The organism is Kaistella yonginensis, assembly GCF_030409525.1.
GTDB lineage: Bacteria > Bacteroidota > Bacteroidia > Flavobacteriales > Weeksellaceae > Kaistella > Kaistella yonginensis.
Genome location: NZ_JAUFQB010000060.1, coordinates 40908 through 57676, shown reverse-complemented (window position 1 = coordinate 57676; position 16769 = coordinate 40908). Strand labels below are relative to the sequence as shown.

General features: G+C 35.8%; 16 protein-coding genes. 4 read left to right on the top strand and 12 right to left on the bottom strand.

The annotated features are described in order from the left end of the window. Positions 1-8: 8 nt before the first annotated feature. Both QWY78_RS12935 and QWY78_RS12930 read right to left on the bottom strand, forming a co-directional pair. Positions 9-614 (bottom strand): DUF2306 domain-containing protein, encoded by a 606-nt coding sequence (locus tag QWY78_RS12935; protein WP_435389073.1) that lies wholly within the window; start codon positions 612-614, stop codon positions 9-11. A 249-nt stretch (positions 615-863) separates the two neighbouring features. Beyond that, positions 864-1367, bottom strand: coding sequence for an FKBP-type peptidyl-prolyl cis-trans isomerase (locus tag QWY78_RS12930; protein WP_290220486.1), 504 nt, complete (start codon positions 1365-1367; stop codon positions 864-866). 309 nt (positions 1368-1676) lie between these two features. On the opposite strand from QWY78_RS12930, the gene QWY78_RS12925 reads away from it, so the two are divergent. From QWY78_RS12925 to QWY78_RS12910, 4 genes are all read left to right on the top strand, one after another. Then, positions 1677-2549: a hypothetical protein gene (locus QWY78_RS12925; RefSeq protein ID WP_290220484.1), complete on the top strand. Its 873-nt coding sequence runs from the start codon at positions 1677-1679 to the stop codon at positions 2547-2549. A gap of 525 nt (positions 2550-3074) precedes the next feature. Further along, the gene (locus tag QWY78_RS12920) at positions 3075-3755 is read left to right on the top strand and encodes a TonB-dependent receptor plug domain-containing protein (protein ID WP_290220482.1); all 681 of its coding nucleotides are present in this window, start codon (positions 3075-3077) and stop codon (positions 3753-3755) included. 165 nt (positions 3756-3920) lie between these two features. Further along, positions 3921-5369: a TonB-dependent receptor domain-containing protein gene (locus QWY78_RS12915; RefSeq protein ID WP_290220479.1), complete on the top strand. Its 1449-nt coding sequence runs from the start codon at positions 3921-3923 to the stop codon at positions 5367-5369. A 387-nt stretch (positions 5370-5756) separates the two neighbouring features. Continuing rightward, positions 5757-6239: a hypothetical protein gene (locus QWY78_RS12910; RefSeq protein ID WP_290220476.1), complete on the top strand. Its 483-nt coding sequence runs from the start codon at positions 5757-5759 to the stop codon at positions 6237-6239. A 424-nt stretch (positions 6240-6663) separates the two neighbouring features. On the opposite strand, the gene QWY78_RS12905 is transcribed toward QWY78_RS12910, so the two are convergent. From QWY78_RS12905 to QWY78_RS12860, 10 genes are all read right to left on the bottom strand, one after another. After that, the gene (locus tag QWY78_RS12905) at positions 6664-8442 is read right to left on the bottom strand and encodes an acyl-CoA dehydrogenase FadE (RefSeq protein ID WP_290220474.1); all 1779 of its coding nucleotides are present in this window, start codon (positions 8440-8442) and stop codon (positions 6664-6666) included. Positions 8443-8607: 165 nt separating this feature from the next. After that, positions 8608-8964 carry a four helix bundle protein gene (locus tag QWY78_RS12900; RefSeq protein WP_290220472.1) on the bottom strand — a complete coding sequence of 119 codons (357 nt, stop codon included), beginning with the start codon at positions 8962-8964 and terminating at the stop codon, positions 8608-8610. Between the two features lie 34 nt (positions 8965-8998). Beyond that, the gene (locus tag QWY78_RS12895) at positions 8999-10177 is read right to left on the bottom strand and encodes a thiolase family protein (RefSeq protein WP_290220470.1); all 1179 of its coding nucleotides are present in this window, start codon (positions 10175-10177) and stop codon (positions 8999-9001) included. Between the two features lie 46 nt (positions 10178-10223). Further along, the gene (locus tag QWY78_RS12890) at positions 10224-10583 is read right to left on the bottom strand and encodes a four helix bundle protein (RefSeq protein WP_290220468.1); all 360 of its coding nucleotides are present in this window, start codon (positions 10581-10583) and stop codon (positions 10224-10226) included. A 61-nt stretch (positions 10584-10644) separates the two neighbouring features. Continuing rightward, a complete protein-coding gene (locus QWY78_RS12885) occupies positions 10645-13038 on the bottom strand; it encodes a 3-hydroxyacyl-CoA dehydrogenase/enoyl-CoA hydratase family protein (RefSeq protein ID WP_290220465.1) in 2394 nt (797 codons plus the stop codon). 5 nt (positions 13039-13043) lie between these two features. Beyond that, positions 13044-13496: a MarR family winged helix-turn-helix transcriptional regulator gene (locus tag QWY78_RS12880; protein WP_290220463.1), complete on the bottom strand. Its 453-nt coding sequence runs from the start codon at positions 13494-13496 to the stop codon at positions 13044-13046. Between the two features lie 166 nt (positions 13497-13662). Next, positions 13663-14586: an ABC transporter ATP-binding protein gene (locus QWY78_RS12875; protein ID WP_290220461.1), complete on the bottom strand. Its 924-nt coding sequence runs from the start codon at positions 14584-14586 to the stop codon at positions 13663-13665. A gap of 98 nt (positions 14587-14684) precedes the next feature. Further along, positions 14685-14888 carry a GxxExxY protein gene (locus QWY78_RS12870; RefSeq protein ID WP_290220459.1) on the bottom strand — a complete coding sequence of 68 codons (204 nt, stop codon included), beginning with the start codon at positions 14886-14888 and terminating at the stop codon, positions 14685-14687. A gap of 232 nt (positions 14889-15120) precedes the next feature. Next, on the bottom strand, positions 15121-16092 hold the full coding sequence (locus tag QWY78_RS12865) for an iron chelate uptake ABC transporter family permease subunit (RefSeq protein WP_290220457.1): 972 nt from the start codon (positions 16090-16092) through the stop codon (positions 15121-15123). Positions 16093-16164: 72 nt separating this feature from the next. Continuing rightward, a complete protein-coding gene (locus QWY78_RS12860; RefSeq protein ID WP_290220455.1) occupies positions 16165-16737 on the bottom strand; it encodes a TlpA disulfide reductase family protein in 573 nt (190 codons plus the stop codon). Positions 16738-16769 lie beyond the last annotated feature (32 nt).

Below are 16769 nucleotides of genomic sequence, written 5' to 3'. Positions count from 1 at the left end.
TGGCGATTTCAAATCAGTTTTTTTCTTATTAAAAATTCTATCAAAAGAATATTGGGAATCCAGCCCAACCACGCGATGATTTGGTAAACATCCATCGGATTTGGGTGGAATAAATATACAATAAAAACCTTCCACATTCTCAATGTGATCGCCGATAATGTAAGCGCAAAACTTCGCCACATCCATTTTTTGTGTTCTTTAAATTTTTTACTTCTCGCCAGTTGAAACGCTTTGAAGGTAGAAAACCACCATAAACTTCCCAGAATTACGAAAGATAATTTAGCAAAGAAATTTCCATTGGCAAAAATCCCCATGTAAATTCCAGAAGGAGCAGCAAGAATTAAAATTAGAAAAATATAGATTTTCCCTGCGCTTTTGTGGAAATCTTTAATTCCAAAATTTTTCCTTAAAATCGCTAAAAATCCCGCCATTAAAACAAAAATACTGGTGTAAACATGAGCATAGAAAAACCACAAATATTCTGGTCTTCCTTGCACTTCGGTTTGTTTTATCATCAAAAAACTGGCTTCTTTATCAAATGGAATATATTCTAAAGTAATTCTCAACATCAACCAAAAAAAATAGCCAAATCCTATGATTAAAAGGATTTTCAAGGGGTTTAGTTTGTGTTTTTTTAAGGAGATGATTTTGGAAAATTTATAATTGTAGTGGTAAAAATAGGTTTAATTTTTAGCATTTTAATGCTTGATAATAGAGCGGTTGAAACTCGAACGGATTAAATAAGAAAAAACTTTTTTTCTAAAAAACTACCCCGTCAAAATTTCTTTGAAATTTCGCCACCCTCTTGTTATTTGATAGCGAGAGGGAATATTTACGAAAATTATGGAAAATCATATACCTTACTATCTGCTATAAAGCATATCAGAATAATCAAAAGTCGCTTCTTTTTTATGAATTTCCATCAATTCTACTTCATAGATAATATTGGTATTTGGTGGTAATCTTCTTCCTAAACCACCTTCCTCCCCAAATGCTAAATCTGGAATAATAGTTAATCGGTATTTGCTCCCGATTCCCATTAATAATAGACCTTGACTTAAACCAGAAATAACTTCTTTCACTTTAGAAGTTACGGGTTTTCCTCTTTTATACGTGTCGTTTAGAATGGTTCCATTGGGCAAACTTGTGATGATATGATAAACTACTTCATCATGAATAGTTGGCTTCTGGGAATTTCCTGATTTCAGAACTTCATAAATTAATCCAGATTTAGTTGTGATTTTTCCTGTAGTTTTTTCTGGTTCAGAACTTCTTGTGTCGGTTATTTTTTGTGGAATGGCACTTTGCGCATAACTTATGGTAGAAAATCCTAAAATCATGCAGAACATCAATGGTAATTTTTTCATGGCAATTTGGTTTTGTGATTATTGGTAGAACTAAATTACATAAAATCTAATATTCTTTTCTTTTTTTTGGAAAGGTTTTTTGTGGTTTCAAGAACACTGATTTTTCTTTGTAAAACAGGTACTTTTTAATTTTTAAATCGGTTGGTTGGTTCAAAATTTCATCAATTTAAACGAAATTTTATGGTATATTTGATTTTAAATTCCACTAAATTTTGATTTAATTATAGAATTAATCTACTTTTGCTATTGATTGTATAATTTGATTCAAACCATTTTAACTTTGATTTCCCACCCAAAAAACAATTGAATATGAGAAATATTATCATCCTATTTTTTGCAATTTTATTTTGTTTGAGCAGTCCAAATTTAAGTGCTCAAAAATTAACAGAAAAAGAAACCATAGAAAAAATTTCTAAAAACAAATGGTTTTTGAGACGGTATGAATCTAAAACTCAATTTTATACCGTTCCGAAAGAATACCAAGGGACTTATATGGCTTTTTCACCCAACGGAAAAGTTTATTATTATAAAAAAGGGGATAATGAAGCAACCAAACCAAGGTACGATTACAAAATTTATGATGGCAAAATAGCGATCACGTCTCATGAAGGCACAAAGGAAGTTTTTGATTTTGAACTAAAAGATTACATTGGTTACAAAATTTATTTTGGAGTCAGAAGTGGTGATTATGCCGGAATAAAATATGTTTGGGAACAAGCCGAAGAAAACAAACAAATACCAGAAAGTGCTGCGAAAACTTCAACAAATACAACTTCCACCGATGTTAGCGAGTATCACTACGAAAATGTAGATGAATTGGCAGCCGCACTAAACAAAGGGATAAGATCTGCGAAAATCAATTTTCTAGATCCAAGATATTCTTTTAATATTACAGGAAGTACCAGTTTTACTTATTCTTCGATTGAATTTTTCACCAAAAATAATGAACTGTATATCAGAATGAATTTTCCTCAAAATGGAACTTGCGATTATGGATTGAAAGAGATAAAAGCCATTCTTACAAAACAATTTGGATATAGTAGAACTACTTATTATATCGCCTTTAAATATCAATATTCTTGCAATTCTAATAATTACGAAACTATTTATGCAAATTTTTATTGTAAAAGCCACGATCATTATGAAGCCATGATGGCAACTGCAAAACGGCTGATAAAATAGATTTTTTATTTTGTCAAAGTTTTTTGAAGGGTTATGGTACTTAGACAAAGTTTATTTTTTTAGATTTGTTTTAATTAATGGTCATGGATTGCAAATCCGCAACATCGAAGTCGGGAAACTTCGTGCAGCGGAGATTCAAAGTTTAAGATTTAAAATTCAATTTTCAATAATCCGTAGGAATCTTATCGGTGTAGAAATAAATTTGTATTTGTTTGTAAGTGTTCCGTAGGAACGCTATTTTTTTTGGATTGATATTAATGATTTTTTCAATTTGACAAAGTTTTAAGATTTGTGTGCGTTGAAGTCCGAACACTTCGCGCAGCGGGTTGAGTTCTAGTTTTTCATTTTTGAATTATTCAAATGATGAGCAACTAAATATTAATTTTTCAATATAAACCCTATCTTTAATCCATACTAATTTCAGCAGCATTAAAACCAGTAGTAATCATTCCAAATTGAGGAAGAAATTTGCTGGAATGTGATGCGGCTGCTGGAATAATCTAGAATATTGGGGTAAATTAACATATGGATTTTTTAAAACGGATTACTTGCGCTCTTTTTCTCCTCTACGGTTTACCAATCGTTGAAGCACAACAAAATCAATTTCAAATTGTTGATGCTTCCGATATTTACCATATTATTGAAGCGGAGATTTTTTTCAACAATACTTTATTAACAAAATCGAAAGACGGTTTATTTTTTATTAATGGCAACTATTTGCCGGGCCGATTTACACTTAAATCTTTGGGATACGCTGATCGATCTATAAATTTAGAATCAAAACCTGGAATTCAAGCAATTTATTTACAACGGAGAGCAATAGCCATTTCAGAGGTCATTTTGAGAAGTACTTTGGTTCCCCAAAATCTGCAAGAAATTCCGGCGGCCGTTAGTGTAATTGGTCAAAAGGAATTCGACCGTACCGATGGAGTAACTATTTTGGAAAGTCTAGGAACGGCTCCCGGTTTGTTTATCAATCAAGGGGCATTAAACACCAACAAAATTACCATCAGAGGAATTGGAGCGCGCTCTCAATACAGCACCAACCGAATCCAATCTTATTTCGACGAAATTCCACTCGCTACGGCAGAAGGAGAACTTACCCTGGATGATTTTGATCCTGAAAGTTTAGATCATATTGAAATTATAAAAGGACCAACTTCAAGTATTTTTGGAGCCGGTTTAGGAGGTTCAATTAATTTATAGGCGCAATCGAAAATATCGGATGGGAATAAAGTTAAGATCAGCGGTCAGGTAGGCAGTTTTAATACCCAAAAATACACGGCGGAAACTGCCTTATCACTGAAAAATGCCAGTCTTTTTGCCTCTTTCAGTAATTTGACAAGTGATGGCTTTAGAGAAAACGGAAAGTTGAGCAAACAGTCTGTAGTGATCAATGGAAATATTGCTGCTCACAAAAAATCGAATTTAACCTATCTCGCTAATTTCACCCGACTGAAAGCTTTTATTCCCAGTTCTATCAATTATAATGATTTCATCAACAGTCCCACCACTGCCGATCTCAGTTGGGCGCAATCAGAAGGCTATGAATCTTACGATAGAGGATTACTTGGTTTGTCTAACACCCATTTTCTGACAGAAAAGCTGCAAAATACAACCAGTACATTCATCAGTTTTAGAAATGGATATGAACCGAGACCTTTTGATATTTTGGAAGAGGATCGCATTTCTACTGGGGTGCGAACAAAGTTTAATTGGATTAGTAAAATATTGAACATTAAATCAGAGATCAGTTTTGGCGGGGAATTTTACACCGAATGGTTTCAAACTGGAAATTTTAAAAATCTGTATAAAAATTTCCCGGGGCAGGGTAGTGTCCAGGGCGACCGCATCAGTGAAAATAAGCAGGAAAGGACTTTTATCAACGGATTTGGACAAATTAATTTTGAAATTAATCCTAAATTTAAACTGCAAACGGGCTTTAATTTTAATACAACTTCCTACAATCTCACCGATCGTTTTAATTCGGGTATTTCTAATCAAAATGGAAATTACAGATTCGAGCCGATTTTTTCACCAAGATTGGGTGCAAGTTACGAGCTATCAAAAGGTAAAAATTTTTATGCATCCATAAGCAGAGGTTTTTCTATTCCAACCGTTGCCGAAACATTAACCCCGGAAAGAACCATTAACACAGATTTAAATCCCGAAACCGGTACGAACTATGAGATCGGTTTTAAGGCGAACTGGCTGAAAAATAAATTGTACACAGAAATTAATGGATATACTATTGAAATTGAAAATCTATTGGTCGCACAACGCGTTGCAGAAGACCAATATGTGGGCGTAAATGCGGGTAAAACAAGTCAAAAAGGAGTAGAATTTCTAGCCAATTACCGTTTTAATCTTTCAGAAAATATTAGTGTGAATCCTTTTTTTAATGGCTCTTTAAATCAATTTGAATTTCGGAATTTCATAAATAATAACGGTGATTTTTCAGGAAATAAACTTCCCGGCGTTCCAAATTACACCCTAAATTACGGACTTGATTTGAAAACAGGATTCGGCGTTCATCTTTATTTGAATGCCCGCAAGGTTGGTCTAATTTATTTAAATGATTCCAACAGTGGTCGCACGGATTCCTATCAGGTTGTGAACGTAAAGACCGCCTATAAATTGATTGTTTTCGGCGGTGCTGAAGCTCATATTTATTTTGGAATCAATAATATTTTTGATGAAAAATATGCCGCAAGTATTCTGACCAATGCGGTAGGATTTGGTGGCAAAGCGCCCCGTTATTATTATCCCGGAAATTTCCGAAATTATTATGGCGGTTTACACTTGCAGTATCAATTTTAAAGCGCAGGAATTTAAATATTCTTAGGCAATTAATTTTGGATAGTGGTGGTGAAGGATTGCGACAAATAGAACTGGCAGATCCACTAATTATAGATACTACGAAAACAAGTGAATTTCGGAAGTATAATAATTATGAGGAGTGAGATTGTGGTTGCTCAAAGTCGGAGACGTTGCGCAGGAGGCTAGCTTATTAATTTTGCCAAAGTGCTGTGGCTTGTTTGAGGCTCGAATTAATGATCAGATGCTACCAATCCGTATTGAAAGGAACGCATGGTTATAGCGAGGAGTTTCTTTTAAGACCGTCCCCTGAAAAATGGGTGTTTTCACGATTGTTTTATTTCGTTTTTGTTATTAATTTTATCGTAATAATTTTAAAACCAGAGTGCCATGCCTATTAACAACTTAAATAATTTTCACCTCACAGCGGCAAAAAAAAACGCCATCCAAACAGCAATAAGCAGTTTGGAAAATGAACTCAGTGATTTATCGGTCACGCTTACGCCGCAAGAGCGCCAATTGTATGGCAGTGTAAACGAACAGCACAAACTCTTTATCAATAAAGATTGGGACTACAGACATAATAGCCCAGAACTTTCGTCACCGGATGTGGATTGGGAAGAATTTGAGAAAGATAAGGACAGCCGCAGCTTTTATGAAGGCATCACCTACCGAATTGATGCAATTGCCTTGCTGTTGAAAAATACAAAAATCTTGCACGATTATGATAATTACCAAGCCGCACTAGATGATTACGCATATTGCAACTACAAAGCGGGGGCACACAAGCCTGGTTTTGAAACCAAACGAGACGAACTGAAACAATTCTTCTTGCCCCGTGCAAAGAAAAATAGACCAACAGAAAATGGATAGTGATTGTTTTTCCCAAACATCATTATTTTTAAGGGGGCCCCGCAATTTGCGGGGCATTTTTTATGCTAAAAAATTTAAAAAATTGGTCAAATCATGAGAAAACCACCTCTTGAAGCAGGTTATCGCCCTTTTTGAGGTGGGTGGGGTGCTTATACAAGGAGGCTAGGGTGCTTGGGTAAGGTGGTTTTTTCAAAAATGAAGGTGTAGGGGGTGCTTACCTAAGGTGGGTAGGGTGCTTGGGTAAGGTGGTCATCGCCGTTTGGGAGGTGGGTGGCGGGTGACCACACGGCAGTGGGTCGCAAAGTTTCCGACTTGCAGGCATGTATAAAAAAACGCCCCAATTTCTTGAGGCGTTCAATATTTAAAAGAGAAAGATTGCTTCGTTCCTCGCAATGACGAACTTAATGACTTCCTCGCAATGATTTTAGTACGCTCCTTTCTCCATAAAATGCGCCGCCACTTTTTCAGTCAGCGCCACTACATTTGGCATATTGGTGTATTTTGTAAATCTGCGTAAACCAGAAAGCATCATGCGTTGTTCGTCGCCTTCTGCAAAGGATACAATTCCTTCTTTTGCGGCTGTGGTAATTGCTTCCACGGCTTTGTAAAGGTTGAGTTGCGCCATTGCTGCTTCTACAGAATCTGCGGAGAAATGTTTTTCTGCACGTAAAATTGCAGATTCTGCCATGTAAATTTGGTTCAGAATTTCGGAAGCGTTCAAAAGGAGATGCTGCTGTTTTTCAATTTCCATCATGTATTTTTGAAGTGCGGCTCCTGCAACCATCAAGAATACTTTCTTCAAGTTATGAAGGAGGGCTTTTTCTTCAGACATATATTCTGAAAAATCTGGAACTTCAAAAGAAGGAATTCCCATCAGTTCTTTTCCGATTGCCATGGCTGGTTTCAACAAATCAAGTTCGCCTTTCATGGTTTTCTTGATCAACATTCCAACGGCTAAAAGTCGGTTGATTTCGTTGGTTCCTTCGTAGATTCTGCCAATTCTGGCGTCTCGCCACGCTGCTTCCATAGGTGCATCTTCAGAGAATCCCATTCCACCGTAGATTTGGATTCCTTCATCTGCAATATGCTGTGTAAGATCGGAAACGTAAACCTTTAATATAGAACATTCTACTGCATATTCTTCCAGTGCTTTCAATTCTGCTTGTTCGTGCGTAGAACCTGCTGCAACCAATTCATTTACTTTATCTTCTACATTTTTTGCAGCACGGTAAGACCCTGATTCTGACACGAAAATTCCAGTTGTCATTTCTGCAATTTTCTTACGAATTGCGCCAAAAGTAGAAATAGAAACGCCAAATTGTTTTCTTTCGTTCGCATAGTTGATGGCAAGCGAAGTAATTCTTCTTTGTCCATCAATGTTTGCAGCGGCTAATTTAATACGACCAGCATTCAAAGCGTTCAAAGCGATTTTGAAACCGTTGTTTCTTTCGCCCAACAAATTTTCAACGGGAATCTTCATATCATTAAAGAAAACCTGACGGGTAGAAGAGGAGCGAATTCCCAATTTGTGTTCTTCTTCACCCATCGTCATGCTTGCCGGATCTTCCAGTTCAGAGCGGTTGATCACGAAACCGGTGATGTTTTTATCGTCTTCAATTCTTGCAAAAAGCGTGAAAGTGTCTGCAAAACCTGCATTAGAAATCCACATTTTCTGTCCGTTGATGATGTAATATTTACCATCTTCAGAAAGTACTGCTCTGGTTTTTCCGGAGTTCGCATCGGAACCTGCATCAGGCTCTGTCAAACAGTAGGCTCCGAATTTTTCACCGGTCGCTAAGGCAGGCAGGTATTTTTGTTTGAGTTCTTCACTTCCGTATAATAAAATTGGAAGCGTACCAATTCCGGTATGTGCGCCGTATGCAGTCGCCAGGGAACCATTTCCACCGGAAACGATATCACAGGCCAACATGGTGCTTACGAAGCCCATTCCAAGTCCGCCGTAGGCTTCTGGAACTGCGATTCCCAAAATTCCCATTTCGCCCAATTGACGCATGGTAGCTTCGGTTAAGGCATAATCTTTACTTTCGTAACGCTCACGCTTTGGAATCACTTCTCTTTCCATAAAATCATGGATGGATTCACGGAGCATTTTTTGCTCTTCGGTCAGTTCTTCAAGACTGAAAATTTCTGCTGCAGGAATATCTTTGATGATGAATTCGCCGCCTTTTAGTGTATTGGTCATTATTTTAAATTTTAGATTATAGATTATAGATTTTAAATTAGATTCGCGTTTGTAAATTTTTGATGTTGTTATAAATTAATTTTTTATAGCTCTTTATTTCTAAATTGGTTGACATCTAAAGTTTACAATTTAAAATCTAAAATTATTGTGCTTTAAGATTCGCTGTTATAAATTTTCAGATGATGTCTTGATGATTTTAGTTAAGATATTAATGATGCTTTCAATCTCCTTTAAATAAGATTCTATGTCAATTTGGACCAAATTTGAAGAGCTGAAAAGCCTCAACCAATATTTTGTTTCTCTAGCTTCTTTATTAGCAATAGAAAGCTTTGAAATAAAATCTCTTTTAGACTGAGCTGCAATTGCTTCTTCTACATTGGCTCCAATTGAAGTTCCACTTCGAAGAATTTGTTTAGATAAAATATATTCATTCTGAGATTTGCATTCCATGTAAAATTTAATAATACTCAATGCAAAATCAAATGTTTTAATCTGAATTAAATTGTCTTCTTTGTAACTCATATCATCTAAAATTTATAATTTAAAATCTAAAATTTTAGAGTAGTTCAAATATACTAGCCGCTCCTTGTCCCGTTCCTACGCACATTGTTACCATTCCGTATTTGTTGCCGCGTTTTCGCATTTCGTCCAGGAGTTGAACGGTTAATTTTGTGCCGGTACAACCCAGTGGATGTCCGAGCGCAATCGCGCCACCGTTGACGTTTAAAATATCTGGATTTAGATGTAATTCTTTTTTCAAAGCCACAGATTGGGAAGCGAATGCTTCATTCAATTCGATGAGTTCTATGTCTTCTAATTTCATTCCGGCTTGCTTCAATGCTTTTGGAACTGCGTAGAGTGGACCCATTCCCATAATTCTCGGTTCTACACCTGCAGCAGCATAAGCAACCAATCTTGCTTCTGGTTCCAATCCTAATTCTTTCACCATTTCTTCGCTCATTACGATTACGAAAGCAGCGCCATCACTCATCTGGGAGGAATTTCCTGCAGTTACAGATCCGCCATTTGCAAAGACTGGACGTAATTTTGCTAATGCTTCAATGGAAGTTCCTGCTCTTGGACCTTCATCCACAGAAAAATCGTATTTCTTGGTTTGCATTTTTTGGTTTTCGTCCAAATAATTGTACTCTACAGGAATTGGAACAATTTGATTTTTAAAAGTTCCAGATTCGTTCGCTTTCAATGCTTTGTGATGTGATTCAAAAGCGAATTGATCTTGCTCTTCGCGAGAAATCTTAAACTGATTGGCTACTTCTTCTGCAGTATAACCCATTCCCCAATAGTAGTCGGGATTGGATTTCGCCATATCGCTTTCTGGAACTGGTTTGTAACCTCCCATAGGAATGTAGGACATGGATTCTGTTCCTCCTGCGATAATGCAGTCTGCCATTCCTGTTTGAATTTTTGCTGATGCAATTGCGATCGCTTCAGATCCAGATGCGCAATATCTGTTCACCGTAACTCCAGGAACTTGGTCGGTGTTTAATCCCATCAAAGAAATTAAACGTGCCACATTTAAGCCTTGTTCTGCTTCTGGCATTGCGTTTCCAACGATTAAATCATCGATTCTGTTTTTGTCCAATTGTGGAACGGTTTCCATTAATTTTTCAATTACGGTTGCTGCCATGACGTCAGGACGAGTAAATCGAAGTGAACCTTTTGGTGCTTTACCAACGGCGGTTCTGAACCCTTTTATTATATATGCTTGTTTCATAATAGATTATAGATTTTTAGACATGAGATTTGAGACTCTTGTCCTGTTAATTATTTTTCTTTACATTTTCTTTAAAAATGTAAATCATTTTTTGAATTTCATCCAATTTATTTAAGATTGGTTCATTTGCTTCTTTGGAAATAAATTTCAATCTTTCCGAGATAATCAATTGAGTTTGCAGTTCGTATGAGGAACCAAAAGCGATATTAAGAAATTGATTAAACTGTGGATTGGTATCTCTTCTTGCTCCTTCTGCAATATTTGAAGGTATCGAAACTGCCGATCTCTTTATCTGTGAAGACAAACCATATCTTTCATCATTTGGCATCTTTGCTAATGCTTCGTAAACGTCAACACATAAATCTATAGAATCGTTCCAGATTTTTAACTTTTTAATATTATGCATAATTGTTGATTTTAATAATGTGATTTTTTGTCTCTTAGTCTAATATCTCTTCGTCTCAAGTCTAATTACGAAGTGGTTTTCCTTTCGTCAACATGTGTTGAATACGCTCCAAAGTTTTTCGCTCACCGCACAATTGCAAGAAAGTTTCTCTTTCCAGATTCAATAAATATTGTTCTGTAACAACGGTTGGTTCGGATAAATTTCCACCTACCAAAACGTTTGCGAGTTTGTCTGCGATTAATTTATCATGTTCAGAAATGTATTTTCCGGTGAGCATTTGATCGGTTCCAACCAAGAACATTCCGAGTGCGTCTCTTCCCAAAACTTTTACTTCTTGTTCGATAGGTTGTGTGTAACCGTGTTCTGCTAAACTTAAAGCCAACATTTTTGCAGTTTTGATCTGGCGGTTTTTATTCACTACCACGATGTCTTTATGCTCTTCCAAAATTCCCATATCGTACGCTTCATACGCAGAAGTGGCAACTTTTCCCATGGCGATGTTCATAAACATATCTCGCAATCGGTTATTTTTTACGTCATCTTTGTGGAATTCACGAGAAACTCTCAACGCCATTTCTTTGGTTCCACCACCTCCAGGAATTACACCAACACCAGTTTCTACCAATCCAATATAGGTTTCTGCGGCTGCAACAACTCGATCTGCATGCATCGTCATTTCGCAACCACCACCTAAAGTCATTCCGTGTGGAGCGACAATTACTGGGATTGAAGAATAACGAACCCGCATCATTGATTTTTGGAAATAGGCAATTGCCATATTCAAATCGTCCCAATCTTGGTCGATCGCCATCATTAGGATCATGGCTAAATTTGCTCCAACAGAGAAATTCGCACCTTGATTTCCGATCACCAAACCGTCGTAATCTTTTTCGGCCAAGTCGATGGCTCTATTCAGACCATCTAAAACTTCGCCACCCAAAGAATTCATTTTGGAACGGATTTCAAAATTGATAATTCCACCTCCCAAATCCTGAATTGCAGAACCGGAATTGCTCCAAAGTGTTTTGTTTTTTCTAATATTATCAAGAATGATAAATGCTTCCTGACCTGGAATATTGTTGTAGTTTCCAGAATTTTTATCGAAATAAATGCTTTGACCTTCCTCGTTTACTTTATAAAAAGATTCTACATTTTTCACCCAATCCGAAACTTCGTAACCGGATTCTTTTGCCAAGTCAATTCCTTTTTGAACACCAACGGCATCCCAAATTTCGAAAGGTCCATTTTCCCAACCGAAACCTGCTCTCATCGCATCATCGATTTTGTAAACTTCATCAGAAATTTCTGGAACTTTATGCGAAACATAAGCGAATAATGCACCGAGAGATTTTCTATATAGTTCTCCGGCTTTATCTTTTCCACCAACCAAAACCTTGAAACGGTCAATCGGTTTATCGATATTTTTTGTTAATGCTAGAGTAGGGAATTCTGTTTTACCTTGAAGTTCATACTCCAAAGTATCCAAATTCAAACCTTGAATTTCAGATTTTCCTTCTGCGTTTTTAATTTTTTTGTAGAAACCTTGTTCAGTTTTGGAACCCAACCATTTGTTGTCCACCATTTTCTGAACGTAATCTGGCAATTTGAAAACATCATTGAAATCATTGGCTTCCATTTTACTGTTTCTTACGCCATCCGCAACCATTACCAAAGTATCTAAACCAACAACATCTGCAGTTCTAAAAGTTGCAGATTTCGGACGACCGATCACTGGACCGGTTAACTTATCAATATCAGAAACATTTAATCCTAAACTTTTCACTTCATGAAGCAAGTTCATCATGGAGAATACCCCAATTCTGTTGGCGATAAATGCTGGAGTATCTTTTGCTAAAACCGTAGTTTTTCCCAAAAATTTCGCTCCATAATCCATATAAAATTGAATAATTTCTGGATCAGTTTCTGGCGTAGGAATCACCTCTAAAAGCGGTAAATATCTTACCGGATTAAAGAAATGCGTTCCTGCAAAATATTTTTTGAAATCATCGCTTCTTCCTTCAATTAAAAAGTGAATAGGAATTCCAGAAGTATTGGATGAAACTAAAGTTCCTGGTTTTCTGTGCTGTTCGATCTTTTCATAAACAGATTTTTTAATGTCGAGTCTTTCAACGACAACCTCAATGATCCAATCTGTTTTTTTGATTTTCTCTAAATCATCATCAAAGTTTCCAACGGTAATTCTATCTGCAAATTTCGGGGTGTATAAAAGTGCTGGACTTGCTTTTTTCAGTTTTGCAAAATTCTCTGTTGCAATTCTGTTCCTTACGATTTTGTCTTCTTTGGACAACCCTTTTTTCTGTTCCGCTTCAGTCAATTCAAAAGGAACGATATCCAGCAAAAGCACTTCTACACCAATATTGGCAAAATGTGCTGCGATACCGGAACCCATAATTCCTGAACCGAGAACCGTAACGTGTTTAATTCTTCGTTTCATATTTTTTATTTTTTATTATTTAATTCGTTGGCGATTTTCAAAATGTCTGTCATAACTTCTTTGAAAACCTCCATTTTTTCTGCAGGTATTTTTTCTATGACTTTTTTATTGAAGTTAACTACTACTTCTTTTGACAGATTTCTGGAATTAATCCCTTTTTCTGTAAGTTTAATAATCACCTCTCGTTTGTCGCTGGTGGTTTTTTCTTTATAGATATAGCCATTGTCTTCCAAGAGTTTAATGATTCTTGTTAAAGAAGTTGGCTCAATTGCCATTTTAGGCCCTAGGTTTGTACTTCTGGTGCCTTCTTTAGGGTCTATTTTCAAGAGGGTCAACGCTTGAACAGCAGTGGCATCATGATCTTGTGCTAATTCTGAATACATTTTTGAAACTGCAAGCCAGGTAGATTTCAAGATGAGATCTACATTCTCTACTTTTTCGTGGTGTGATTTGTTCATATCAAGCATTTAAGGTGGTTCTGTCAAATATAAATAATATTATGCATGCATAGTATATTTATTTTGTTAAATTTTTGTTAATACTTGAATTTCAGCGCTTTAAAAGATATGAAAAGCATAATACTATGCATGCATAGGACTTTGTAAATGCCTATAAAATAAGGTTTTAATGAAGGTTTTGCAGATATAGTGCAATTTTGGTAAAAGAATCACATTTTTGTTGAATATCTCTTGTGGAAATCACCCAAATTGCATCTTTAAACTCAAATTTGTATGAAGAGAGATCTTTTTGGAAGTTTTTTTGAAGAAAAGAGTAGAGCATTTCTTTATGTAATTCAGGCGCGACGATTTGAGGTGCGATAAATGCCGCATCAAAATCAAACAACCTTGGATTAAGCAATTCATCATGTTTTAGCAATATCTCTTCCGTAATTCCCGCTTCGAGGATTTCATTGTTGATCAGCCAAATTTTATCGGCAAACTCTTTTGCTAGCCGCCAGTCATGTGATGAAAATAGCACCAATTTATCGTGGGTTTTTGCTAAACTGCGCAAGAGTTTCAGAATGATAATTTTGTTTTCTTCATCCAGATGGGTGGTCGGTTCATCTAGAATAATCATTGGCGAATTTTGCGCTAAGGCTCGACCAATGAACGCTTTTTGCAGATTTCCGTCCGATAATTGGTGCAACTGAAAATCCCTGTATTTCGATAGGTTCAGACTTTCAATAATTTCTTCAACTTCTTTTTGATCGGCATCATTCAGTTCAAAATAGTAAGGATAATGAATGTATTTGCCGAAGGAGATTAGATCCCGCACCGTATAATTTGAAGGAATTTTAGATTTTGAAAAAACCACCGCTACTCGTTGTGCCAACTCTTTTGGTGAAAAGTTCGCCGTCGTTTTACCATTCAACAAAATTTCACCTTGCAATAATTTAACCTGATGAAGAATGCTCTTGAGTAACGTGGTTTTTCCCACTCCATTATTTCCGATTAAAAGGCAGATCTCGCCTAGTGCCAGACCAGTATTAACTTCTTTAATTAAAGGAGTTTGATAACCAATTGTTGTATTTTTTAATTCTAAAAACATTCTAATTTCGTTAAATGCAACGACACAAAAAATTAAATGTACTCCTTTTTAAGGCACAAGGTACGCCGCCCGCGAATGGATAGTCTATAAAAATTATTTTATAAAACATTTACAATTCTGGTTACGCCACTTTTAAAATTGTCATTTTGAAAATTAATTAGCAGTCCCAATTTACAAGTAGTCATTTTTAAGTAGGTTAATAATTGGTCTTGATGGTATGGATTAATGAAATCTACCGCTTTAATTTCAAGTATCAGTTTGTTTTCTACAGTGATATTCAATTTATAAACATAATCAATCACTAATTCTTCGTACTTTATTGGGAGTGATTTTTGTTTTTTAATAGCGGGTCCAATTTTTTATGGATTTTTAATCCTGCTTCAAAAACGATTTTCGATCATTCATTTTCATTCATATGACGTTGTATTATTTTTATAAATTTTTAAAATTCAATGTATTGAATTCCTTGCGGCTTATAATCTCACAGAAAAAATAAACTTTGCGCCTTCGCGATTTACTATTCGCACAAATTTATCATTTGTTTTTTGATAACATCATCGTCAAAATCACAGGAATTCCAAATAAGGAGGTAATCACATTTAAAGGAAACTGTGTCGATTCAGATAGGATCGAGAAAAATTCCATGATTAAAATCCCTAGCAGCATATTCAAAATCCATTGTTGCCATAATTTTGCTGGATTAAAGAGCATTCTGCAAAAATGGGGAACTACGATTCCGATGAATAAAATGGGACCTAAAAAAGCAGTTACAGAAGCAGATAGCAGTGAAGAAGCGATAATGATAAAAAACTTTAGCTGCTTTAAATTGACTCCTAAACTTTGAGCATAAGCGGTTCCTAAAGAATTTCCAATTAAAGGTTTGATGGTTTTAAAACTCAGTAGTAAACCAATCAATACAAATCCACTTAAGACCATAACTTGATTGGTGGAAACCTGACTATTCGCTCCGAAACTCCACAGAATATAATTTTTTAAACTTTGATTTTCTGCATAGAATTGCAAGATCGAAACCACCGCGCCAGCTAACGCTGAAATCAAAAATCCGAAAATAATTAGAAATGATTTATCTTGAAAACGACCTGAAAAAGCCAATAAAATAAACATTAAACCTAAGCTTCCGGCAATTGCAGAAAAGCTTAAAAAACTGTTTTGTAAAAATTCAGGAAGGATTACATCTTTGGAAAAAAAAATATAAAAAGCAACACTTAAACTTGCCACTGATGTAATTCCCAAAACCGATGGCCCAGCCAAAGGATTTTGAAAATATTCCTGCAATAAAAATCCTGAGGTCGGAATGGAAATTCCTGCCAACATCATTACCAAAACTCGATTAATTCTGAGTTGTGCAATTTGAGAATGGCCGGAATTGGAGGAGAAGAAATCTGAAAAACTTAAATTCATAAAACCGATATTCAAATTCACGGCAATCGAAATCAGTATTCCGATGACGATAAATATTACGGTGATTTTAAAGCTTTTCGACATTATGGCAATAGAAAAAAGTCACAAAAGTCATGCTTTTTTGGAGCAATTCCCTTCGTGACTTTCTTAAAGATTTTATTTAAAAGAATTGATCTTATCTATTAAGGCTTGCTCACTCATCATGCCCACCGTTTCATCGGTTTTATCGCCTTTTCTCATAATGGTGAAAGGAATTGAACCGCCATCCCATTGCTTGAAATTTGCTGGGAAAAATGTTGAAGTTAGTAGAGATCCATCTAATAAAACTACGTTTTCAGAGAGTCCTTGTTCTTCTGAAAAAGTTTTCACTTTGGTGTCCCAATCGTCTTTATTATCTAAACTGATAAAGGTAAATTTCACAGGTTGCGATTTTAATTCTGCCATTTGTTGCTTGAAATGAGGGATTTCTTTAATACAAGGTGGACACCAAGTTGCAAAGAAATTGGTCACATACAGGGTGTCATTTTCTTTTTTAGCTAGAAATTTCGTCATTTCATCTGGACTCATTTCTATTTTTTTAAAGGGAACAACAGCTGCTGCAGGGGTTTCTGCCTCTTCAGTAGCAACTACTTCAGTACTTAGTTCATCAGTGGATTCGGCTTTACTTGCTTCTTTATTACAGGCCGAAAGTGCAGTCAGTAACACTACACCAAAAATCATTTTTTTCATTTTATTTTTATTATTTTTGAATTCTTAATTAC

Bases quoted from the DNA above. Each gene is read 5' to 3' on its own strand.
- QWY78_RS12930 (WP_290220486.1), bottom strand. From the start codon at position 1,367: ATGAAAAAATTACCATTGATGTTCTGCATGATTTTAGGATTTTCTACC.
- QWY78_RS12925 (WP_290220484.1), top strand. From the start codon at position 1,677: ATGAGAAATATTATCATCCTATTTTTTGCAATTTTATTTTGTTTGAGC.
- QWY78_RS12920 (WP_290220482.1), top strand. From the start codon at position 3,075: ATGGATTTTTTAAAACGGATTACTTGCGCTCTTTTTCTCCTCTACGGT.
- QWY78_RS12910 (WP_290220476.1), top strand. From the start codon at position 5,757: ATGCCTATTAACAACTTAAATAATTTTCACCTCACAGCGGCAAAAAAA.
- QWY78_RS12905 (WP_290220474.1), bottom strand. From the start codon at position 8,442: ATGACCAATACACTAAAAGGCGGCGAATTCATCATCAAAGATATTCCT.
- QWY78_RS12900 (WP_290220472.1), bottom strand. From the start codon at position 8,964: ATGAGTTACAAAGAAGACAATTTAATTCAGATTAAAACATTTGATTTT.
- QWY78_RS12895 (WP_290220470.1), bottom strand. From the start codon at position 10,177: ATGAAACAAGCATATATAATAAAAGGGTTCAGAACCGCCGTTGGTAAA.
- QWY78_RS12890 (WP_290220468.1), bottom strand. From the start codon at position 10,583: ATGCATAATATTAAAAAGTTAAAAATCTGGAACGATTCTATAGATTTA.
- QWY78_RS12885 (WP_290220465.1), bottom strand. From the start codon at position 13,038: ATGAAACGAAGAATTAAACACGTTACGGTTCTCGGTTCAGGAATTATG.
- QWY78_RS12880 (WP_290220463.1), bottom strand. From the start codon at position 13,496: ATGAACAAATCACACCACGAAAAAGTAGAGAATGTAGATCTCATCTTG.
- QWY78_RS12875 (WP_290220461.1), bottom strand. From the start codon at position 14,586: ATGTTTTTAGAATTAAAAAATACAACAATTGGTTATCAAACTCCTTTA.
- QWY78_RS12865 (WP_290220457.1), bottom strand. From the start codon at position 16,092: ATGTCGAAAAGCTTTAAAATCACCGTAATATTTATCGTCATCGGAATA.
- QWY78_RS12860 (WP_290220455.1), bottom strand. From the start codon at position 16,737: ATGAAAAAAATGATTTTTGGTGTAGTGTTACTGACTGCACTTTCGGCC.